Annotated in this window: 27 protein-coding genes; 14 read left to right on the top strand and 13 right to left on the bottom strand. The window is 58.2% G+C overall.

What is annotated here, in order from left to right; all coding sequences use genetic code 11:
- Positions 1-104 precede the first annotated feature (104 nt).
- Complete coding sequence (locus tag ACR0C3_RS16230) at positions 105-719, bottom strand: NYN domain-containing protein (protein WP_480759454.1); 615 nt, start codon at positions 717-719, stop codon at positions 105-107.
- A gap of 89 nt (positions 720-808) precedes the next feature.
- Here ACR0C3_RS16230 and ACR0C3_RS16235 point away from each other — a divergent pair, with 89 nt between their 5' ends.
- The 3 genes from ACR0C3_RS16235 (at position 809) to ACR0C3_RS16245 (ending at position 3,973) form a co-directional block, all read left to right on the top strand.
- Positions 809-1,417 carry a carboxymuconolactone decarboxylase family protein gene (locus tag ACR0C3_RS16235; protein ID WP_475215200.1) on the top strand — a complete coding sequence of 203 codons (609 nt, stop codon included), beginning with the start codon at positions 809-811 and terminating at the stop codon, positions 1,415-1,417.
- A gap of 124 nt (positions 1,418-1,541) precedes the next feature.
- Positions 1,542-2,471 carry a polyphosphate kinase 2 gene (ppk2, locus tag ACR0C3_RS16240; protein ID WP_170639497.1) on the top strand — a complete coding sequence of 310 codons (930 nt, stop codon included), beginning with the start codon at positions 1,542-1,544 and terminating at the stop codon, positions 2,469-2,471.
- A gap of 149 nt (positions 2,472-2,620) precedes the next feature.
- Positions 2,621-3,973, top strand: a complete 1,353-nt coding sequence (locus ACR0C3_RS16245) for an MATE family efflux transporter (RefSeq protein ID WP_480759455.1) — start codon at positions 2,621-2,623, stop codon at positions 3,971-3,973.
- A gap of 3 nt (positions 3,974-3,976) precedes the next feature.
- Here ACR0C3_RS16245 and ACR0C3_RS16250 read toward each other — a convergent pair whose 3' ends face one another.
- Both ACR0C3_RS16250 and ACR0C3_RS16255 read right to left on the bottom strand, forming a co-directional pair.
- Entirely contained in the window at positions 3,977-4,378 is a 402-nt protein-coding gene (locus ACR0C3_RS16250; RefSeq protein WP_170721660.1) for a hypothetical protein, read from the bottom strand.
- 13 nt (positions 4,379-4,391) lie between these two features.
- Positions 4,392-5,594: a pyridoxal phosphate-dependent aminotransferase gene (locus ACR0C3_RS16255; protein WP_480759456.1), complete on the bottom strand. Its 1,203-nt coding sequence runs from the start codon at positions 5,592-5,594 to the stop codon at positions 4,392-4,394.
- A 92-nt stretch (positions 5,595-5,686) separates the two neighbouring features.
- On the opposite strand from ACR0C3_RS16255, the gene ACR0C3_RS16260 reads away from it, so the two are divergent.
- From ACR0C3_RS16260 to ACR0C3_RS16270, 3 genes are all read left to right on the top strand, one after another.
- Positions 5,687-6,085, top strand: a complete 399-nt coding sequence (locus tag ACR0C3_RS16260; protein WP_480759458.1) for a helix-turn-helix domain-containing protein — start codon at positions 5,687-5,689, stop codon at positions 6,083-6,085.
- Positions 6,078-6,335: a succinate dehydrogenase assembly factor 2 gene (locus ACR0C3_RS16265; protein WP_480759459.1), complete on the top strand. Its 258-nt coding sequence runs from the start codon at positions 6,078-6,080 to the stop codon at positions 6,333-6,335. Before ACR0C3_RS16260 ends, ACR0C3_RS16265 begins: the two co-directional genes overlap by 8 nt.
- A 77-nt stretch (positions 6,336-6,412) precedes the next feature.
- On the top strand, positions 6,413-6,910 hold the full coding sequence (locus tag ACR0C3_RS16270; protein ID WP_170374133.1) for a MarR family winged helix-turn-helix transcriptional regulator: 498 nt from the start codon (positions 6,413-6,415) through the stop codon (positions 6,908-6,910).
- Here ACR0C3_RS16270 and ACR0C3_RS16275 read toward each other — a convergent pair.
- The 3 genes from ACR0C3_RS16275 to ACR0C3_RS16285 are packed head-to-tail and all read right to left on the bottom strand — an operon-like array spanning position 6,904 to position 8,743.
- Positions 6,904-7,617, bottom strand: coding sequence for a DUF1194 domain-containing protein (locus tag ACR0C3_RS16275; RefSeq protein ID WP_419739976.1), 714 nt, complete (start codon positions 7,615-7,617; stop codon positions 6,904-6,906). The genes ACR0C3_RS16270 and ACR0C3_RS16275 overlap by 7 nt on opposite strands.
- A complete protein-coding gene (locus ACR0C3_RS16280; RefSeq protein ID WP_419739975.1) occupies positions 7,614-8,348 on the bottom strand; it encodes a DUF1194 domain-containing protein in 735 nt (244 codons plus the stop codon). Before ACR0C3_RS16280 ends, ACR0C3_RS16275 begins: the two co-directional genes overlap by 4 nt.
- A complete protein-coding gene (locus tag ACR0C3_RS16285) occupies positions 8,315-8,743 on the bottom strand; it encodes a VOC family protein (RefSeq protein WP_170374130.1) in 429 nt (142 codons plus the stop codon). The genes ACR0C3_RS16280 and ACR0C3_RS16285 overlap by 34 nt, the downstream gene beginning before the upstream one ends.
- Positions 8,744-8,920: 177 nt before the next feature.
- On the opposite strand from ACR0C3_RS16285, the gene thyX reads away from it, so the two are divergent.
- A complete protein-coding gene (gene thyX / locus ACR0C3_RS16290) occupies positions 8,921-9,832 on the top strand; it encodes an FAD-dependent thymidylate synthase (protein ID WP_480759460.1) in 912 nt (303 codons plus the stop codon).
- A 58-nt stretch (positions 9,833-9,890) separates the two neighbouring features.
- Positions 9,891-10,193: a hypothetical protein gene (locus ACR0C3_RS16295; protein WP_480759461.1), complete on the top strand. Its 303-nt coding sequence runs from the start codon at positions 9,891-9,893 to the stop codon at positions 10,191-10,193.
- A gap of 87 nt (positions 10,194-10,280) precedes the next feature.
- Here the strand turns inward: ACR0C3_RS16295 and ACR0C3_RS16300 are convergent, their stop codons facing one another.
- A complete protein-coding gene (locus tag ACR0C3_RS16300) occupies positions 10,281-10,487 on the bottom strand; it encodes a cold-shock protein (protein WP_008758035.1) in 207 nt (68 codons plus the stop codon).
- A 214-nt stretch (positions 10,488-10,701) separates the two neighbouring features.
- Between ACR0C3_RS16300 and ACR0C3_RS16305 the strand changes: the two genes are divergently transcribed.
- Positions 10,702-11,019 carry an ArsC/Spx/MgsR family protein gene (locus ACR0C3_RS16305; RefSeq protein ID WP_480759463.1) on the top strand — a complete coding sequence of 106 codons (318 nt, stop codon included), beginning with the start codon at positions 10,702-10,704 and terminating at the stop codon, positions 11,017-11,019.
- A 41-nt stretch (positions 11,020-11,060) separates the two neighbouring features.
- Positions 11,061-11,429: a hypothetical protein gene (locus ACR0C3_RS16310; protein WP_170459066.1), complete on the top strand. Its 369-nt coding sequence runs from the start codon at positions 11,061-11,063 to the stop codon at positions 11,427-11,429.
- Between the two features lies 1 nt (position 11,430).
- Here the strand turns inward: ACR0C3_RS16310 and ACR0C3_RS16315 are convergent, their stop codons facing one another.
- The 5 genes from ACR0C3_RS16315 to thrS all read right to left on the bottom strand — a co-directional run bounded on the left by ACR0C3_RS16315 (position 11,431) and on the right by thrS (position 16,117).
- On the bottom strand, positions 11,431-11,949 hold the full coding sequence (locus ACR0C3_RS16315) for a DoxX family protein (RefSeq protein WP_170459064.1): 519 nt from the start codon (positions 11,947-11,949) through the stop codon (positions 11,431-11,433).
- On the bottom strand, positions 11,946-12,707 hold the full coding sequence (locus ACR0C3_RS16320; RefSeq protein ID WP_480759464.1) for an HvfC/BufC family peptide modification chaperone: 762 nt from the start codon (positions 12,705-12,707) through the stop codon (positions 11,946-11,948). The genes ACR0C3_RS16315 and ACR0C3_RS16320 overlap by 4 nt, the downstream gene beginning before the upstream one ends.
- A complete protein-coding gene (bufB, locus tag ACR0C3_RS16325; RefSeq protein WP_480759466.1) occupies positions 12,704-13,561 on the bottom strand; it encodes an MNIO family bufferin maturase in 858 nt (285 codons plus the stop codon). The genes ACR0C3_RS16320 and bufB overlap by 4 nt, the downstream gene beginning before the upstream one ends.
- 73 nt (positions 13,562-13,634) lie before the next feature.
- The gene (locus ACR0C3_RS16330) at positions 13,635-13,937 is read right to left on the bottom strand and encodes a BufA1 family periplasmic bufferin-type metallophore (protein ID WP_170374122.1); all 303 of its coding nucleotides are present in this window, start codon (positions 13,935-13,937) and stop codon (positions 13,635-13,637) included.
- A 221-nt stretch (positions 13,938-14,158) separates the two neighbouring features.
- A complete protein-coding gene (thrS, locus tag ACR0C3_RS16335) occupies positions 14,159-16,117 on the bottom strand; it encodes a threonine--tRNA ligase (protein WP_480759468.1) in 1,959 nt (652 codons plus the stop codon).
- 216 nt (positions 16,118-16,333) lie between these two features.
- On the opposite strand from thrS, the gene ACR0C3_RS16340 reads away from it, so the two are divergent.
- From ACR0C3_RS16340 to ACR0C3_RS16355, 4 genes are all read left to right on the top strand, one after another.
- Entirely contained in the window at positions 16,334-17,083 is a 750-nt protein-coding gene (locus ACR0C3_RS16340; protein WP_480759469.1) for an alpha/beta fold hydrolase, read from the top strand.
- Positions 17,083-18,075 carry an alpha/beta hydrolase gene (locus ACR0C3_RS16345; RefSeq protein WP_480759470.1) on the top strand — a complete coding sequence of 331 codons (993 nt, stop codon included), beginning with the start codon at positions 17,083-17,085 and terminating at the stop codon, positions 18,073-18,075. The genes ACR0C3_RS16340 and ACR0C3_RS16345 overlap by 1 nt, the downstream gene beginning before the upstream one ends.
- A gap of 40 nt (positions 18,076-18,115) precedes the next feature.
- Complete coding sequence (locus tag ACR0C3_RS16350; protein ID WP_480759626.1) at positions 18,116-18,730, top strand: hypothetical protein; 615 nt, start codon at positions 18,116-18,118, stop codon at positions 18,728-18,730.
- An 82-nt stretch (positions 18,731-18,812) separates the two neighbouring features.
- Positions 18,813-19,523, top strand: coding sequence for an alpha/beta fold hydrolase (locus ACR0C3_RS16355; protein ID WP_480759471.1), 711 nt, complete (start codon positions 18,813-18,815; stop codon positions 19,521-19,523).
- Here the strand turns inward: ACR0C3_RS16355 and ACR0C3_RS16360 are convergent.
- Positions 19,520-20,098, bottom strand: a complete 579-nt coding sequence (locus tag ACR0C3_RS16360; RefSeq protein ID WP_170721682.1) for a DUF6151 family protein — start codon at positions 20,096-20,098, stop codon at positions 19,520-19,522. The genes ACR0C3_RS16355 and ACR0C3_RS16360 overlap by 4 nt on opposite strands.
- Between the last annotated feature and the right edge of the window lie 5 nt (positions 20,099-20,103).

Here is a 20,103-nt window from a genome sequence, read left to right on the forward strand (position 1 = left end):
GCTCTTGTTTTTGAGTTTCCCCCATTATGGCAGGTGATGTGGGACGGGGGAAGAGGGACCCGAGGTATTGTGGATGGATTGCCTAAATGCCGGCGATTGACATCCTACAAAGACAGCCAAAGCGTCCCATCCCTGTATCCGCCACGCACGGAGTATTCCGGTTGCAAAACCGCGCCAAACTCCTCGGCCCAGTCGCGGAAGCGGTCGTTTGATACGACGATTGCCCCATAATCTTTAGCAACTTGCAGCACCAGGGGGTCGGCGGGCGTACCGCTGGGGGCCACCATGACGCGATCCTCGGGCAGGTTTAGAAGATCGGCAAGGGCGTTGTGGTGCAAGTAGCGGCCCTTGATCTTGTAGCCCACGTTAACGTCGAAGACTACGCGGGGCGTTAGACCGGCGCCGGTCAGTTTCTCGACTACTTCTCGCACCGTTTCTATGCGAGGCTCGCCATCCTTCCAATGCATGACATTCGATCCATCAACAACAGCCCAGCTGCGAGGCTTGCGTTTGAGCCATCGTGGCAGGATCAAAAGCGCACTGGCTATGGCGCAAGGGGCAGCTAGCAAAAGCCAATCGGTAGAAATCAGAGAAAGGACGGCAAAGGCAGTAGCGGCGGAGGATAGAAGAAAAGCAAAAATGAGAATACGCACAGTGGCCTCTGGAAATGAATCGCGTTTAAGGTGAGAAATCTGGACGGAGTTCAATCCTTTTGGCATCTGTTTTCAATTCCGATTGATTGTTCGCCTCAAATGTAGCCAAGCTGTGTGTGACCTAAAATGTTCAAGGAAAAAGGGGCCTCGTTTCAATGAGCTGGATCAAGACCGTGCCATTTCAGGAAGCGACCGGTAAGCTAAAAAAGTTGTATGATCGGGTAACTGGGCCCGACAATAACGTGGACAACATCATGATGGCGCATTCCTTGCGTCCGCATTCGATGGAAGGCCACATGACGCTGTACAAGAATGTGCTGCACCATTCGGCCAACACGATCCCCAAATGGTTTCTGGAGACGCTTGGCGTTTGGGTTAGCGCGTTGAACACCTGTTCCTATTGCGTCGAGCATCACTTCAACGGTCTGCAACGGCTACTGACCGATCCGCCAAGGGGGGATGCGATCCGCGCGGCGATTGAGGTGGGCGATCCAAAGGCCGCGCCTTTGAACGAGGCGCAGATCGCAGCGATGCACTATGCGCGCAAGTTGACCGAAGCACCTGGCGACATGGTCGAGGCGGATGTCACAGCCCTGCGCGACGCTGGGTGGGACGACGGAGAAATCCTCGAGATCAATCAGGTCTGCGCCTATTTCAACTATGCCAACCGGACGGTCTTGGGGCTTGGCTGTTCGACAAAGGGGGACGTTCTGGGGCTGTCGCCTAGCAACTCGGACAATCCCGATGATTGGGGACACCGCTAGTCTGGTCATCTCGGAAACCCCGGTTTTTTCGTCGAAATTCGCTCCAATTTGATCCCAATCAACGCAGGATCTTGCGCTTTCTGCTAGCTCGTTCTCAAGACAAGAACAACAAGAGGACAGCTGAATGGAAACGACCGCCCAGAAGAAACCCGAAGCCGTTAACATCAAGGTAGTGCCCACACCTGCACCCGAACCGGCCGTACCCAGCGCCGAGAAAATTCGGCACGCGTTCGAAAGCGGGAAGTACCCTTATGGTCGCAAGATGGCGCGCAAGGATTACGAGGCGCAGAAGGCCAAGTTGCAGGCCGAGTTGCTGAAGGTTCAGCATTGGGCTCAGGATACGGGTCAGCGTTTCGTGCTGTTGTTCGAGGGTCGCGACGCTGCGGGTAAGGGCGGTACGATCAAGCGCTTCATGGAACACCTCAACCCGCGTCAGGCGCGTGTCGTCGCGCTGAACAAGCCGACGTGGGAGGAGAAAGGCCAGTGGTACTACCAGCGCTACATTCAGGAGTTGCCCACCGTTGGCGAAATGGTGTTCTACGACCGCTCCTGGTACAACCGTGCGGGCGTTGAGCGGGTGATGGGCTTTTGCGATCCCAACGAGTATCTGGAATTCATGCGTCAAACCCCGGATTTGGAACGGATGCTGGTGCGCTCGGGCATCAATCTCTACAAATACTGGTTCTCGGTCACGCAGGAAGAGCAACAGCGCCGCTTCAAGAGCCGTGAAACCGATCCGTTGAAACAGTGGAAGCTGTCGCCCATCGACAAAGCGAGCCTGGACAAGTGGGACGATTATACCGAGGCGAAAGAGGCGATGTTCTTCTACACCGACACCGCTGACGCGCCATGGACCGTCGTCAAATCTAACGACAAGAAACGCGCGCGCCTGAACTGCATGCGCCATTTCCTGTCGACGCTGGATTATCCGGACAAGGACGCCTCGGTCGTCGGCGAACCTGATCCGCTGATCGTCGGTCAGGCGCATCATGTGATTCACCGCTCGGATCATATTCTGGGAACGGCGCTGCACCCGGACGCCAAATCCAACTAAAACGCAAAGTGGAAAGAAGCCGTTGAGTGAAAACATTCAACGGCTTCTTCATTTGGTTGGCATCTCTCTGAAGTATCACCTTGAGTTTTTAACTTCTGCCTTGATTTTGGGCAGGGCGCGGGCCTATGGCTGGCGAGATGACGAAAGTGATGACATATCCCGCCCATTTCCGGGCGATTGCTGTGCTTGGATTGCCGCTGGTTGGCGGGCATTTGGCGCAGTTCGCAATCGGCCTGACCGATACAGTGATGCTCGGCTGGTACGGGGTTGAGGCCCTGGCCGCAGTGACACTGGCAAGCAGCTACTACTTTGTGTTGTTCCTATTTGGGGCCGGATTTGGCTGGGCCGTTATGCCCATGGTGGCGACGGCCGCCGCAGAAGAGGACGAGACCAGCATCCGCCGCTCGACCCGCATGGGCTTGTGGCTGTCACTGCTCTATGCCGCGCTGATGATGCCGCTGCTTTGGTGGTCCTATCCCATCCTGATTGCCCTGAAACAGGAGCCGCAGGTGGCGCAGACCGCCTCGGAATATCTTCGCGTTGCAGGATGGGGGCTGTTTCCTGCGCTGCTGGTGATGGTGCTGAAGTCTTATCTGGCCGCGTTGGAGCGTACTCAGATCGTGTTGTGGATCACCGTGATCGCCGCGGTCGTGAATGGCGTGACGAATTATGCATTGATCTTCGGCAATTGGGGCGCGCCCGAGCTTGGGGTCATGGGGGCAGCAATTGCGTCCGTGGTGACACAGATCGTGTCTCTGGTCGCTGTTATCATCTACGCGGTTCGGGTTCTGCCGGAGCACAGTCTGTTCCAACGCGTCTGGCGCCCGGATTGGGATATGTTTGGTCGGGTTCTGCGGCTGGGCGTTCCGATTGGCCTGACCACACTCGCCGAAGTCACTTTGTTTGCGACCTCAGCGATCATGATGGGGTGGCTGGGGCAGGTGCCGCTGGCGGCGCATGGGATTGCGCTCAACCTCGCTTCGGCGACCTTCATGGTTCATCTGGGCCTGTCAAACGCGGCGACCATTCGCGCGGGCAATGCGCTGGGCCGCCGCGACCGCGCCCATTTGGAGCGTGGCGCGATTGCGGTTACCGGCATGTCTCTGGTCGTGTCCGTGCTGACGATCATACTGTTCCTGACCTGTGCCGAGCCTCTGATCTCATTGTTTATGGAGGCCGACAATGCGCAGCGCGGCGAGATTTTGGCGATTGGCACGGGCCTTCTGGCCATGGCGGCCCTGTTTCAGCTGGTCGATGGCGCGCAGGTGATCGCGCTGGGCCTGCTGCGCGGTTTGCAGGATGCACAAGTGCCGATGATCATGGCAGCCCTCAGCTATTGGGTGATCGGAATCCCGGCCTCTTATTACTTCGGCTTTGTGCAGGGCATGGACGGAATCGGCGTCTGGATGGGCCTTGTGCTTGGGCTGGCCTTTGCGGCCGTCCTGCTGATGGCACGGTTCTGGATGCGATCTGTCCGCGAGGTGGGCGTACCGGCCGAGTAGCCCTCAGCCGCCTTTCAGCCGGTCCGCTTTCTTGCGCACTAGAACCGAGCGCAGATCGTGCATTGCCATCAAAAGCCGGTCGGTCACCTCTTCAAGCTGTTCTTCCGACGCTTTGGACTGCGCCCATTGCGTGGTCAGGTTCAGGTAGTCGACGGCCCGGTGAATATCGTCGATATCGCGCTGGGCCAGCAGGGCCTTGCGCGCATCCATCCATCGGGCGATCTCGGCCTTGTCGGCCTCGGTCAGGCTGCGTTGACCATGCGGCTTGACCTCTCCGTTGCGGATGTTGATGACCGCGATCTGATCCATCTCGATCCGCTGCTGCCGGTTCTCAGTGTCGATCTTGAACACCACGGCCCCGTTTTCTCGGACACGGAAATAATACTCTGGCAGCTCTGCGGTCATGCGTGGCTCCGGCTTAGGTCAAAGAGGCACAGAAACGCTGGATACGCGTGCAGGCCTCGGTCAAGGCCTCATCCGAGGTCGCGTAGCTGACCCGGAAGTTCGGCGACAGGCCAAAGGCTGCACCGAAGACGACGGCAACGTCATGTTCTTCCAGTAGGGCGGTGGCAAAGGCCTCATCCGAGTCGATCACCGTGCCTTGCGGCGTGGTCTTGCCAATCAGGCCTGCAATGGACGGGTAGACGTAGAACGCGCCTTCTGGCGTTGGGCAGGTGATCCCGTCGATTGCGTTCAGCATGCCCACGACCAGATCGCGACGGCGCTTGAACGTTTCGTTGTTCGGGGCCAGAAAGTCCTGCGTCCCGTTCAGCGCCTCAACCGCCGCCCATTGACTGACCGAGCACGGGTTTGACGTGGACTGAGACTGGATCTTGCGCATGGCGGCAATGATCTCAACCGGACCGGCCGCGTAGCCGATCCGCCAACCGGTCATCGCATACGCCTTGGACACGCCATTGCAGGTCAGCGTGCGATCATAGAGGCCGGGCTCAACCTCGGCCGGGGTGCAGAACTCGAACCCGTCATAGGCGAGATGTTCATACATATCGTCCGACATGATCCAGACATGAGGGTGGCGCATCAGAACGTCGGTTAATGCTTTCAATTCATCCCGGCTGTAGCCCGCGCCTGTGGGATTCGACGGCGAGTTGAAGATGAACCATTTGGTTTTCGGCGTGATCGCAGCTTCAAGCTGCTCGGCCGTCAGTTTGAAGCTGTTTTCCAAAGTGGTTTCGACCACAACAGGCGTTCCGCCCGCCAGCAGGACCATATCGGGATAGCTGACCCAGTAAGGCGCGGGGATCAGAACCTCATCGCCTTCGTTCATCGTCGCCATCAATGCGTTATAGAGCGTCTGTTTGCCGCCCGTGCCGACCGAGATCTGCGCGGGCGTATAGTCCAGCCCATGATCGCGCTTCATCTTGGCACAGGCCGCCTGTTTCAACTCGGCAATGCCATCGGGTGCCGTGTATTTCGTCTTGCCCGCCTCAATGGCCGCGACGGCTGCATCCTTGATGTTCTGCGGCGTATCGAAATCCGGCTCACCCGCGCTGAGGGCGATGATATCGCGCCCGGCGGCTTTCAACTCGGCTGCTTTCGCTGTCATCGCGACGGTCGGAGAGGGTTTTACGCGTGACAATGTCGCAGACAGGAAACTCATGAGCGGCCTCGGTTTGTATGTTCAACTTGTCTGTCATAGGGTGCGCCCGATTGACGATCAAGCTGTATGACACACGAGAATTGGAGACCCCGATGAACGACGAAACCGACTGGTACGGACCGGATGCTGCAACGTTCGGAGACAGACTGGCCGGGGCGCGCGAAGCGGCGGGGATGACGCAGGCACAATTGGCACGCCGTCTGGGGGTCAAGAAGGCAACGATCGCGGCCTGGGAGAACGACCTGTCCGAACCCCGCGCCAATCGCTTGTCGATGATGGCGGGCATGATCAACGTCTCGATCATGTGGCTGCTGACTGGTGAGGGTGAGGGCATGGAGGCCCCTCTGGAAGAAGGCGAAGCCAATCTGGAACTGGCGGACGCGGTCGCCGAATTGCGCGCCATTCGTGGTGAGATGCGGGCCAGCGCAGGGCGCGCCGCCCGGTTGGAAAAGAAACTGCGTTTGATGCTGGAGCAGGACAAGAATGACTGAAACACGCGAGGTTCGGATCAAACGCCTGCAGATGCGCTCCATGCGGCGTGGGATCAAAGAGATGGATCTGATCCTGTCGGCTTATGCCGAGCGCAACCTGAACTCGATGGATACGGCCCGGCTGGATTTGTATGACGCGCTTCTGAAGGAAAACGATCAGGACCTGTATCAATGGTTCACTGGGCAGGTGAACACGCCCGATCCTTTCGCTGACCTGATCGCGGATATCGCGCAAACATTTCAAAAATAAAGAAAATCAGACTTAACCGATTTTTCGGAAATTCAGGTCATCGTGTCTGAAACGACACGGCTGAATCGGAGGGTCGGATGAGTATGGAAATGCAGGTCTCTGCGTCGGGGGCCAAAGGCTTCATGACCAGTTATCTTGAGGCGCTCGCTCTGGTCGAGCGTCTGCATCGTCTGTTGCTGGACGTCATCAAGGATGAGTTCGAACGGGTGGGCGTGCTGGAAATCAACGCGGTTCAGGCGCTTTTGCTGTTTAACATCGGCGACCATGAGGTGACCGCCGGCGAATTGAAAAGCCGCGGCTACTATCAGGGCAGCAATGTCAGCTACAACCTCAAGAAACTTGTCGAGATGGGGTATATGCACCACCAACGCTGCGAGATTGACCGGCGCTCGGTCCGGGTCCGTCTGACACCTCAAGGCCGCGAGATTCGTGATATCGTGTCCGAGTTGTTCTTGCGCCATGCCGAAGGGTTGCAGAACCGCGGCGTTCTGGGGGCGGAAGGGATCGAGGATATCACCACTTCGCTGCGTCGGGTCGAACGCTATTGGACGGACCAGATTCGTTATATCTACTGATCAGAGGCTTGGGATAGGATGATCCCCTGCAGCTCTCGGATCAGTTTGCGGGTCATGGCATCCTCATAGGCCTCAAAACCAAGTGCGACCTCGACAAACGCATCAGGGCCGAGGATGACCCAAGCGTTGTAGTAGGCGGACAGCTCTCCAACCTGGACATCCCGTTGGTCGCCATAGTTGGAGTCGTCGACACCGATCACCAAACCGTTGATGGTGATGCCGTTGTCCTGCAGCAGCGCCTTGGCTGCGCGTGGGTGGAGGCCGAGATTGTGCTTCCCATCTCCAGACAAATCCAAAGTGTGCTTCCAACACTCCGGTTGTTGGTTCAGGAGGTCCGCGCCAAACAGCATCGCATCGCCCACGGCTGTGCCTTGCGGGGCGGCGCTGCGGGTCACGTCGCCCAGTCTCGCCGCGATCCTGCCTAGATCAGATTCGGTGCGGATTTCGGTCCATTTTACAAGCACGCGCTGATGGCCGGGTTCGCTCCATTCGAACACCGCGAGGCGAACGGGAAATGCGGGGTTTGCCAATATGATCTTGCGGATTTCAGGGCGCCGCAGTGCAGCAGCCAAACCGTCGATCTGCAACCTGTACTCGTGAACGTCGACAGAGCCGGACACATCCAACCCAAGCGCGAGAGCTTGACGACATTGCGCCGAAACGGATCCTGCTAAAAGGCTAACAACAAGCGCGAGCAACCGTGTCATCTATGGCCTGTTTCTTGCAGATATCCCAATTGCAGGCCGCTCAATTCTCGTTCCAGCTTGCGGCGCATGGCACGCTCAAAGTCTTCAAACCCCTGCGCGATTTCAAGAAAAGCACCCGGTCCGTGCAGGACGTTTTCTTCGAAGAAAGGAACCAGAAATAACTCGCCCTCGAAATCGGCGGCATTGATCACCAACCCGTTCACCGTGACAGCGTCGAAGGGAAAATGCTTGTAGGCGATTTTGGGGCCATAGCCATCATTGTTCGCCCCGTCTCCGGACAGATCAATGGTTTGAAACAGACAGTCCGGACCATCCTGCAACATGGTAGCCCCGTAAGCCAGCGCATGCCCCATCGCGGTGGCAGACCCGGAATCTGACCGCTCGGACTGGCTGATCCGGGTTGCCGCGGCCAGCAGGTCGCCTTCGTTTTCGATCAACTTCCAGGGTAAGACAACGTGCTGGGTGGATCGGCCGCTCCATTCATAAACGGCCAGCGCAACAGGGGCGGGAGACGAGAAAAAAGCGGCCTGAACCTCGGGCGCGAGCATCGCGGCGGCAAGGCCCTGACGTTGCAGCGCATCCTCGGTCTGATCTACGGAGACCGAGATATCCAGCGCCAGCAAAAGGGCCAGCCGGCAGTCTTCGGCCTGCGCGGGGCTGGCCAACGCGGCCAACCCCAGTGCTGTCAGAGTGCGGATCACCAGTGCCCGGTACTCTCCATGCTGCTCCATGGCTCGGCGGGCTCAAGTGCGTCACCGTTCTGCAGCAGCTCGACCGAGATGTTGTCGGGCGAGCGAATGAACGCCATCCGACCGTCGCGAGGCGGGCGGTTGATCACGACGCCATTGTCCTGCAGGTGCTGGCAGGTCTCATAGATGTTGTCGACACCATAGGCGAGATGACCGAAATGACGACTGTCACTCGGCAGCGCATCGTCACCGTCCCAGTTATAGGTCAGCTCAAGCGGGCGATCCTCCTGCCCGGGAGGGGCCATGAAGATCAGCGTGAACCGGCCTTGTTCGCTTTCGTGGCGGCGCGTTTCCTTCAGGCCTAGCAGCTCATAGAACGCCATTGATTTCTCAAGATCCTTCACGCGGACCATGGTGTGCAAATATCTCAGCCCCATCTTGGCCTTCCTCCTTTTCTTCGCTTGGTGCGCAGCTTAGCGCGGTTGCGCGAGGTGTCGAGAGGGGCCGAGAACACGATTTCGAACTTCGCGCGGTTTACGGCAGATATCGCGGTTCCAGTGGTGGAGTTGACGATATATAGTGGTCATCGACTCATTCTTGGAAAGGATAATTTCATGCCTCTGTCTGCCGACCAACTGGCCGAGATCGAAGCGCAGCGCGCGCAATCGCATCCAACTCGCCGCGTTGTAGCACCGGGCATGGAAGACCATCTTTACACGGCCCATCAGGTGCTGGATCACGGTTTTGTCCGGGTCATCGACTATATGGGCGACGATGCAGCCATTTGTCAGGCGGCGCGAGTCTCCTACGGCAAAGGCACTAAATCCGTGCAGAATGATGAGGGTCTGATCCGATATCTGATGCGTCACTGGCATTCGACCCCGTTTGAGATGTGCGAGGTCAAGCTGCATGTAAAGCTGCCGGTTTTCGTCGCGCGCCAGTGGATTCGCCACCGGACGGCCAATGTGAACGAATACTCGGCGCGCTATTCGATACTTGACCGTGAGTTCTATATTCCCGCCCCTGACCACGTGGCCGCGCAGTCCGAGGTCAATAACCAGGGTCGTGGGTCCGCCTTGGAAGGGGAAGAGGCCGCGCGCGTGCTGGAGATCCTCAAGGCCGACAGCGCCCGCTGCTATGACAATTATGAGGCGATGATCAATCAGGACGGGCAACAAGGTTTGGCGCGCGAACTGGCGCGGATGAACCTGCCTGCAAACATCTATACGCAGTGGTATTGGAAAGTGGACCTGCACAATCTGTTCCACTTCTTGCGTCTGCGCGCTGACCCGCATGCCCAGTACGAGATCCGGGTCTATGCCGATATGATGTGCAAGATCGTCGCCGATTGGGTGCCCTTCGCCTATAAGGCTTTCGAGGACTACCGATTGGGTGCCGTTAACCTCTCGGCCCAAATGGTCGACAGCCTGCGCCGGATGTTGGCAGGTGAGACTGTGACTCAGGAAAACTCGGGCATGACGGCGCGAGAATGGCGTGAGTTCGAGGATGTAATCCGCAAGGATTGAGCCTCAGAAGCATATCTTTTGTATATACGTTTTGTCATGAAGCTGTTACATTGGCTTCATGACTTATCTGTTTCGCCTGATCCCACTGTGTCTTGTGCTGGCGTCACCTGCGCAGGCAAAATCACCTATAGCCGAAATACTGTGTGAAGCGACCCCTCGGCTGCAAGAGAAACTGACCCACCAATTCGGCGCCGAACGCGTCGCAACTGGTATGCGCGGGCCCGAGCAGATCATGGAGGTCTGGAGCAGCGACCGCGGCGACTGGACCATGGTCGTTACTTACGCGACAGGAACGTCCTGCATCGTGGCAATGGGCGAAGACTGGCATGCCCGCACCAACGAAAAATCGACACGTGGGTAACGCCGATTTCTAGGAAATATTTGGCTGACGGCCTGAAATTGGCCGTCAGCCTTGATTGGAAACACCCCACATCTGGCGGGGTGGAGGTTACAACGGCTTCAAATCAGCTGCCATCTGGCGGCCGTCACGCCCGTCCTGCAACTCGTACGAGACTTTCTGATTGTCTGCGAGTCCGGTGAGGCCGGATCGTTCTACGGCCGAGATATGAACAAACACATCTTTGCCCCCCTCATCAGGGGCAATAAACCCATAGCCTTTGGTAGTGTTAAACCATTTCACGGTGCCGGTTGGCATGTCCCGTGTCTCCTTCTACTTGCGCATTGTCCCACAAATTGGTGGGGGCTTTGGTCGACTTAATGGCGTATCGGGCTGATTTCTGGGTCAGATACAGTCCGAAACGCACGTTTCGTCTTTTTCAACATTGCACGGTGAAGTAAAAAATCAAGAAATACCGCTGGGAACCAACCAGTTTGCATAAAAAAGTTACAAATGCAGGAGCAGCTCAAAAATGCGCCTTTATGGTTTGAAAAACTGCGATACGTGCCGTAAGGCGCTGAAATCGCTGCCAGAAGCGACCCTCGTGGATGTAAGGGCGGACGGAGTTCCGGCTGAGACCCTTTCGCAAGCTATTGCCGCGTTCGGCGAGGCTTTGCTCAATACACGGTCAACAACCTGGCGTGGATTGGACGATACCGAGCGCGCGCGACCGCCGCTGGAGTTGCTGGCCGATCACCCGACGCTGATGAAGCGCCCTCTTATCGAAAAGGACGGAGAGTTGTTTCTGGGCTGGACCGCAGAAACGCGGGCCTCTCTTGGTGTTGCGTAGCCGCGTACTTATCTGCTGATACGAACTGTAAAGGAAGATACATGCGGAACGCTGCCATGATTTTGGGCGTCATCGCCGGTTTGATCGGTATGATTGTCGGTTTTTTCGGGTATGGTTATGTCGAGGCCATCAAGCATTTTGGCGATATCGAAGGGATTGCCGAGCAAGTGGACAACCCTGACCTGATTCAGGCGGCCTCGATCCTTGCGCCTCTGTTGGCGATCGCGGGTGGGGCCATGGCCCATGCGCGGGCGTTGATTGCGGGGATCTTGCTATTGGCCTCGGCTGCTGGGATGTACTATGCGTTCGGTTTCGGCGTTTTCACCATGTTCCCGATTGCCTTTGCCGCAGTGGCCGGGGTGCTTGGGCTCGCCGCGGGAAAACCGGACGAACCCAAGGCTCATTTCTGATTTATTTCAGGCGCAGGATGCGGTCCAACGACAGCGGGCCTGCGCCATTGATGACCATTACCAGAAACAGGAAGGTCCACATGGTGCGCTGATCCACCAGATCGGGCGCGGCATTGAACAGGCTGCCCAGTTTCACGCCGTGGCCAGTCACGTCGACAATGGTTTGCACCCAAACAAACCCGATCATTGCAACCGCCGCCAGACGGGTGAACAGACCCACCAGCAGCAGCGCGGGCAGGACGAACTCGGCCACAGTGCCAAGAAAGATCACGATCCGCTGGAAGAACGTCATCTGCGTGACGTCCCACAGCACGGCTTCGGCAGCTTTCGGAAAAATCTGCCCAAATGCACCACTGGAGGGCGAGAAGATCGACCCATCAATCTTCAGCATCGCCGAGTTCCAGTAATAGACGAGCAATACAGCAATAAACACGAGCCGGGCGAGGGTTGGCGTCAGCCAACCGGACGCATGGTCCACCTTTCCCAAAACGGAGTTGTGGATTGAGATGAGCGCAGTCATGTCTCCAGCCTTTCGATAGTCACAGAGGTTATTGCACCGCCTTGCAAAAGCAGTGCCAGAGTGGTTCCAAGATCAAAGTCGGGCGTGTCAGCGGCGGTTTTTTCAAACGCGCTACCGATGGTGTCGCCCGCTTGCATATGTGCGATCCAGTCTGCTCCGCCCTTGGGCAGCATATGCGGGGCGGGATCATATTCGAGGCGGGTGATCAGAACGTCCTCGGCCTGAGGGACCGGTTTCGGGGCGTCCGCTTCCGAATTGTAACGCCAGATCGCGTGGATCGGCCAATCCGACCGGACCACCCGCATCGCCGGGGCAAAGCTCAGCCGCGCGCGCATCACGTCTTCGGGGGGAACGGCCAGCGCATCGGCGGGTGCAGGCGTCCTGTCTGCTGCATGGTAGGAGTGGCGCAGGGCGAGTTCCAGCCGTGCCATATCGGAAAGGTAGCCCAGATGGGACAGCTGAGGCATTCCGGCGACAAAGGCGGGAAACTCCTCACCATAAAACATCATCAGCGGGGATGTAGGTGGGTGCTGGCGTAGGAAAATGCCCGAAAGGCCATCCATGTTCTGCGATCCCAGCAGCTTGGTGATCACGGGAAAGGCCTGCTGCATGGCCTCGGTCAGTGAGACAGCGACATTGTTGCGATAGACGCTGAACCGCCGGCCGGCGGGTTGGTTTTTGGAGTCCAGCAACCCCTCTGGGACCGGGGTAGAGGCGTCCAGAAGCGCGGCGCGGAACTGGGTTTGCGACACGCTCATGCCGGGATCCGCTCCAGTGCCGCCTGGGCGCGCACGGCCTCGTCCAGCAGGACCGACCAGTCGGGGACATCCGTGTCCCACTCGACCAAGAGAGGCTTCGGCCCCGACCGATCCAGAACATAGTCCAAAAGCGCCCAGACTGGATCAACGACCTCGCGCCCGTGGCTGTCGATCAGCAGAGGTTTGCCGTGGTCGTCTTCGTCTTCATCGTGACCGCCGAGGTGAATCTCATCAACCTTTTCAAGCGGGTAGGCGTCGATATAGCCCTGAGGCGAGAAATCCAGATTGGTGGCGGAGACAAAGACGTTGTTCACATCCAGCAACAGCCCGCATCCGGTTCGGTTCGAAACTTCGCGCAGGAAATCGGGCTCTGACCAGGTGCTTTCTTCAAACGCCAAATAGCTGGAGGGGTTTTCGAGCAGCATTTGCCGTCGGACCACCTCTTGCACCTGGTCGATATGATCGCAGATGCGGGTCAATGTGGCATCGGTATAGGGCAGGGGCAGAAGGTCGTTCAGGAAGTGGCTGTCATGGGTCGACCAAGCCAGATGCTCGGAGAAGCTGGCCGGTTTCAGCCAGCCGACCAAATGTTTCAATCGCGCCAGATGGTCGGCATCCAGTGGACCTTCGCCGCCGATGGACAGGCCAACACCGTGGACAGAGATTGGGAATTGTTCTGACAGATGGCGCAGTTGCGCTAGCGGGCGGCCCCCGTCGCCCATGTAATTCTCGGCATGGATTTCCAACCATGCGACGGGCTGTGCGTGTTCAAGGATCTGTGCAAAGTGCTGCGGTTTATACCCAACACCCGGCGCTGCGGGCAGGCGGTTCGACCTGAGTGCGTCGTCCAGCATAAGTCAGTTCCCTATGAACACGTGAAAAGGGGCGGGCGAATTGGCCCGCCCCTTGGATCTCGTATGGCAGATATTATGCCGGCAGGTCGCGGTTCAGTTCTTCCAGCGAACCTTTGCGCGGGGTGCCGTCTGCCTGTGCGGGCAGTTCGATATCGGCGCAGGTGCCTGCATCAACCAGAGTCCAGGCGTTGCCCTGATAGTCAACGGTCGAGGTGCCCGCGCATGTGGTGCCGGGGCCTGCGGCGCAATCGTTCTGACCGGCCAGCGAAACGCCATAGCATTTCTCTTTCGCTTGTGCGGAGGCGGTGGTTGCTGCGCCCGAAACGGCGGCTGCGACTGCTGTTGCGATAACCAGGGATTTGGCTGTGTTCGACATCTCGGTAATCCTTTTGATGACTGCGTATGTCTGCTTGTGACAATGACAAAGGTAACGACTAGTGAGCCACAGTTAAATTCACGAGGCCGTGTCTCACAAGCGCGTCAGGCATTGTCATGCCCTCTTGCAGGTTAACAAATTGTTTTTGAATTGAAAAATGGCAAATGTTTCAATCCGGCCCCGATTTCAGGGCCGGATGAGGGGTCAGAAACTGACTTATGTTACAGCAGGTCCGGTGGGGTGGCTGCCTTGGACAGCTCATTTGTTACAGTCTCAAGAGATTGAACCTGCGTTTGTTTTTCGCCCAGTCGGCGGACACTTACAGTGCGATCATCCACCTCGCGGTGACCCACCGCCAGGATGACCGGAACCTTGCCGACCGAGTGCTCGCGGACCTTGTAGTTGATCTTTTCGTTGCGGATATCCGCCTCGGCCCGGACGCCAGCGGCGCGGAGCGTTTCAACAACTTCGGCCACATAGTCATCCGCATCCGAGGTGATCGAGGCCACAACGACCTGCCGCGGCGCCAGCCAGAACGGCAACTTGCCCGCGTGTTCTTCGATCAGAATGCCGATGAACCGTTCGAACGACCCAAGGCAGGCCCTGTGCAGCATGTAGGGGCGATGCTTGGACCCGTCAGCGCCGATGAAATTCGCATCCAGACGCTCGGGCAGGTTAGGGTCGACCTGAAGCGTGCCGCATTGCCAATTCCGGCCGATGGCATCTGTCAAAGTGAACTCCAGCTTCGGACCGTAGAACGCGCCTTCGCCTTCGAGAACCTCATACTCATACCCAGCGGCCTTGCAGGCATCGCCCAAGGCTTTCTCAACGAAATCCCAGCTTTCATCGCTGCCGATCCGCTTTTCCGGACGGGTGGACAGTTTGATGGTCCAGTCGTGGAAGCCAAGGTCGGCGTAGACCTTCGACAGGAAGGCGATGAACTTCGCGGTCTCGGATTCGATCTGATCCTCGGCGCAGAAGATGTGACCGTCGTCCTGAGTAAAGCCACGCACCCGCATGATACCGTGCAGCGCGCCCGAGGGCTCATACCGCGCGCAAGAGCCGAACTCGGCCATGCGCAGCGGCAGGTCGCGATAGGATTTCAGGCCCTGATTGAACACCTGCACGTGGCAAGGGCAGTTCATCGGCTTCAACGCGTTGATCGCCTTTTCGCGGGCATGCTCTTCGTCGACTTCAACGATGAACATGTTCTCCTGGTACTTGTCCCAGTGACCCGAGGCTTCCCAAAGTTTGCGGTCGACGACCTGTGGGGTGTTGACCTCGACGTAGCCGTCACGGTCCTGCATCCGGCGCATGTAGTCCTGCAGGGTGGTGTAGATTTTCCAGCCGTTGGGATGCCAGAAAACCTGACCCGGAGCCTCTTCCTGCATGTGATACAGGTTCATCTCGCGGCCCAGCTTGCGGTGGTCGCGCTTGGCGGCCTCCTCCAGCATGTTCAGGTGCGCTTTGAGCTTTTCCTTGCCCGTGAACGCTACGCCATAGATGCGCTGCAACATCGCGCGGTCGCTATCGCCACGCCAATAGGCACCCGCAATGCTCATCAGCTTGAAGGCATCGCCCGGCAGTTGACCGGTGTGCTGCAGGTGCGGGCCGCGGCACAGATCCTGCCAGTGGCCGTGCCAGTACATCCGCAGCGGCTCATCACCCGGAATGGCTTCGATCAGCTCGACCTTATAGGGCTCATTGTTGGCCTTGTAGAATTCGATCGCGCGGTCGCGATCCCAGACCTCGGTGGTGACGGGGTCGCGCTTGTTGATGATCTCTTTCATCTTTTTCTCGATGAGGCCGAGATCTTCGGGCGTGAATGGCTCTTCACGGTCAAAGTCATAGTACCAGCCGTTTTCGATAACGGGGCCGATGGTGACTTTGGTCGCGGGCCAGATCTCCTGCACGGCGCGGGCCATGACATGCGCCAGATCGTGGCGGATCAGCTCATTGGCCTGATCTTCATCCTTCATGGTGTGGATGGCGATTTGGGCATCTGCTTCGATGGGCCATTGCAAATCCCAATGCTTGCCGTCGACCGTGGCCGATATCGCCTTTTTCGCCAGCGAAGTTGAGATGTCGGCAGCCACCTGCGCAGGCGTTATGCCTGCGTCATAGGAACGTGCATTGCCATCGGGAAAAGTGAGAGAGACGGATTTTGAATCCAGGGCCATATCGGCTCTCCTCGTCGGTTCGGCGCCCACTGAACGCCCGGTTGCGGGTTATTTGCGTCTGGCTGCTTTGGCAGGTGGTTGTACTTGTGTCAAGTGGCTGGAGCGAGGGGCCAGCCCCTCGCGCTCCCCGAGGTATTTTTAGCCAGATGAAGGAGGATCACGGAATTGCACTTGGGCGGGGGGCGTGCATGATGTCAGGAAAGCAAAGAGGGCTTCATGGCAGCAACAGATTTTTTGGAAACGGCGCAGGGGCGGCGGTTGGCGTATCACAAGAGCGAAGGGGCCGGTCCGACCATTGTTTTTCTGGGCGGTTTGAAATCGGATATGGAGGGCACCAAGGCCGTTCATCTTGAAGCTTGGGCGCAGGCGCGGGGGCAGGCGTTCTTGCGGTTTGATTATTCCGGGCATGGCGAAAGCTCTGAGGCGTTCACTGATGGCTGCATTGGCGATTGGCACGAAGATACGCTGGCCGCGGTGGGTGCCTTGACTGAGGGGCCTTTGGTGGTCGTGGGGTCCTCGATGGGCGGTTGGCACGCGTTGCTGATGGCCAAGGCGTTGCCGGAGCGAATTGTGGGCATGGTGACCATCGCCGCAGCCCCGGATTTTACTGAGGATGGCTATTGGGCGTCCTTCTCAGATGCGCAGAAGGCAGCGCTGGAGGAGGTTGGGCATGTGGAATTGCCCTCGGACTATATGGAGCCTTACATCATAACCAAACGTATGATCGAGGATGGTCGGCAGCGCCTGGTTCTGCGGGACGCGTTGGATCTGCCGTTTCCCGTTCGTTTTTTGCAGGGAACGGCTGATACGGCGGTGTCGACTGAAACAGCCATACGCCTTTTAGAACATGCGACCGGTCCGGATATGCGATTGTTGCTGGTCAAGGATGCGGATCATCGGTTCTCGGACGGGCCGTGCCTTGGCTTGATCGAGAACGCCGTTCTCGACGTTTTGGGGGATGGTTGATGCGTTGGTTCGGATGGGTGCTGGGGCGAATTTTACTGGCGCTGATCGTCGTCGGGGGCCTGCTCTATTGGTTCGGGCCGCGGGAAGAGGTTAACCTGAACCCAGATTTCGACCCCCGCAATTTTGGCGAAGGTGTTCAGGTCTATTTTGAAAGCACGGAGTCCGCCTTTGACGATATCGTTCCCGGTGTCGAAAAGCGTGTGATCTGGCAGGACGGTTTCAAAGAGCAGCGGACGCCTTATTCGGTGCTATATGTCCATGGCTTCTCGGCCAGTTCAGAAGAGATTCGTCCAGTGCCTGATATGGTCGCTGATGCTTTGGGCGCCAATCTGGTTTATGCGCGATTGCAAGGTCATGGCCGAGATGGTTCGGCGATGGGCGATGCGACCGCCTCGGGTTGGATGAAAGACATGGCCGAGGGGCTGGCGGCGGCCAAAGCTGTTGGTGACAAAGTTGTAGTCATTTCGACATCGACCGGGGGCACGCTGGCGGCGGCGGCGGCTTTGAACCCGGACCTCAGCGAGGATGTCGCGGCGATGGTGTTCGTATCACCGAATTTCGGGGTGAATGCGGCAGGGGCGTTTATACCCGGTCTGCCTTGGGCTCGGGATTGGTTACCACTGCTGATGGGTCAGGAACGAGATGTATCCGGGCCGGATCCAGAAAAGAACAAGTACTGGACGTCGGTTTACCCATGGGAGGCCGTGGTGCCGATGACAGTTCTGGTCGAAACGGTCTACGGTCTTGATTTCTCGCAAGCTTTGGTGCCAGCGCTGTTCTGGTTCTCGGATGATGATCAGGTCGTGCGCCCGGACAAGACCCACAAGGTGGCCGAGGCCTGGGGTGCGCCAGCAACGGTTGAGCTTGTCACGATGGGGCCGGGGGATGATCCGATGTCGCATGTGATTGCCGGTCGCCTGATGTCTCCGGACCAGACAGAGCCGACGGTGAATGGGATATTGGCATGGTTGAAAACGCAGGGGATCGAATGACCCCTCCTTCAAGGGCATAGCGATGCGCAAGCCGGGCAGTATGTGGAGCCTTGAGACTCTGGGTCGTGTGCGCCTGTCCCGGCATTTCTTCATGCGTGATTTCCTGTACTCCGAGATTGGGAATTTCCATCAAAAACAGAACCTCCCTGAGAACCCGAACCTTGCCATCGAAACCGGCAGCGCCTTTTGCCAAACCCTGCTGGACCCGCTGGAGGAGACTTTTGGCCGGGTCGCAGTGCGCTCGGGCTATCGGTCTCCGTCTTTGAATGCGTTTGGCAACGAAAACCGGCTGAACTGCGCGCGCAACGACAATCCGTTGGAGTGTCATATCTGGGACTGGGCGCAGGGTGAGGCGCGAGTCGCTGGTGCATCTATCGTGATCCCCTGGTTTGCGGATCGCCACGCGCAGGGACGGGACTGGCGCGATCTCGCGTGGTGGATGCATGATCATCTTGACTATTCCGAGATCTGGTTCTTCCCGAAACTCTGCGCATTCAATCTGGTGTGGCGTCCAAAGCCTCAACGCCGGATCGACAGCTATATCGCGCCCAAAGGCTGCCTTTTGCGACCGGGTGCCGCGCCAGCTGAAACCCTTTCCGCCCGTCAGAAACGCTATGCTGATTTCCCCCCTTTCCGTGGAATCGCCTATCCATAAAGTTTGACTTGCTGGGCTGTCCTAAACCTTCCATCCTGATGAGAAGGAACGACTCGGATAACCGAGCAGAAGGAGGCCCCACGTGATTGAGCCGCTGGTGTTGTTGCCGGGTTTGATGTGTGATGCCCGGCTGTTTCATCCCCAAATTGATGCCTTTTCACGCCGCCGCGCCGTGGTCGTCTCGGCGATCAGCCGTGGGGAACGGATCGAAGAGATCGCCTCGGACCTGCTGGATCAGTTGCCCCATCGGTTCGCGCTGGCCGGGCATGGGCTGGGCGGCGTAGTGGCGTTGGAGCTTGTCCGTCGCGCCCCGGATCGGGTGTCGCGCCTCTGCCTGATCTCAACCGATGCGCAGGCCGACACACCGCAGATCGCGGCGGGACGGGAGGATCTGATCATCGGCGCGCAGGCCGGTCGGCTTGAGGAAGTGATGCGGCAAGTTGTGGGGTCGGACACTCTGGCGCCGGGAACGCAGCGCATCCCTGTGTTGAATGACCTACTGGCGATGGCGCTGGATTTAGGCCCGGAGGTGTTTGTGACCCAGATGCGTGCGCTACAGAGGCGCGCGGATCAGCAGGGCACGCTGCGCCGGATCAAAGCGCCCAGCCTGATCCTGTGTGGAAAGCATGACCGGCTGACGCCCGAGCGCAAGCATGCCTTTGTGGCGGACATGATCCCAAATGCGGTGATGCACACAATTGATGCGGCCGGATATCTGCCAACTCTGGAAGCGCCCGAGCAGGTGATCGACCTGATGCAGGCGTGGCTGGATGAACCCTTGCGCATGGCCTAGGGGTAAAGCGCCGCGCGTTCCTCTTTGCTGATCACCGTCGGTGTCACGACGGGTTCAAAACTCTCAGGATCAAAGAACGGCGTGTTTTTCCACCCACCGGATAGTCTTGATTTGATCACGCGACGCAGCAACCCAATTGCCGCCGGAGACAGATTTTCGTGCTTTTGCTTGCCATTGGGCCGAGGCACGAACCCACGAGTCGCAATCGGGCCAAGCCGCGCGTGATCGGCGATACGCAAAGCGATAAACCCTGCAAAGGGAAATCTGGCGGTGCGTGGCGTCGTTGCCAATGGCGCGTTGCAGCATTTGGCATACCATCGCAGCATACCCTTTGGGCTCAGTGACATCGCCGCCAAATGTTCGGCACCGCTGTCAATCGTGACCTCGTCGGGGGCGATTTGAAACACCTCAACCGGGCCGGGAGCCGGGTCGGGTTGGCCGAAGTAAAGCTGGGCCGCACGGCAGTCGTGGCAAAAACACTCGGCATGGGTACCCAGACGCGCACCATCAGATGTGATGCGGCCTGTCAGTGTCCCGCAGGCGCAAGAAAAGGTGAGGTCAGGCTCTGACGCCAAAGCCC

It is taken from the genome of Ruegeria sp. CK3 (genome assembly GCF_056536565.1).